This window comes from Terriglobus sp. ADX1, from assembly GCF_036877645.1.
Taxonomy (GTDB): Bacteria; Acidobacteriota; Terriglobia; order Terriglobales; family Acidobacteriaceae; genus Terriglobus.
This window is the reverse complement of sequence record NZ_JAEDXV010000145.1, coordinates 1-253: the sequence shown is the minus strand read 5'-3', so window position 1 is coordinate 253 and position 253 is coordinate 1. Positions and strand designations below refer to the sequence as shown.

Sequence of the window (253 nt, the reverse complement as noted above, 5' to 3'; positions counted from 1 at the left end):
GACACGACACACGCAAGCCTTATGGCAAGGCGGATGGATATTGATGCAGCTTCGCACCACCGCTCGTATCTAAGTGCAACTTGTACGCATAAAGCGCGTCATCCTGAGCGAAACGAAGTGAAGTCGAGACCTGCATTCTCCTGTGCCCTCTGCCATGCGCCAAGAAAACCACAGGATGGTTTTTATGAAGCATTCCCATTGGGGACAAGAAAAGCAGGTCCTTCGGCTTCGCTCAGGATGACGAACTTCGTTC

The 253-nt window shown here is 51.8% G+C and carries 1 protein-coding gene; it reads left to right on the top strand.

Features of this window, described 5'->3' with window-relative positions:
- Nucleotides 1-33: 33 nt before the first annotated feature.
- The coding region (locus JAO32_RS19935) for a hypothetical protein (protein WP_334243650.1) at nucleotides 34-253 on the top strand (220 nt) is incomplete at its 3' end.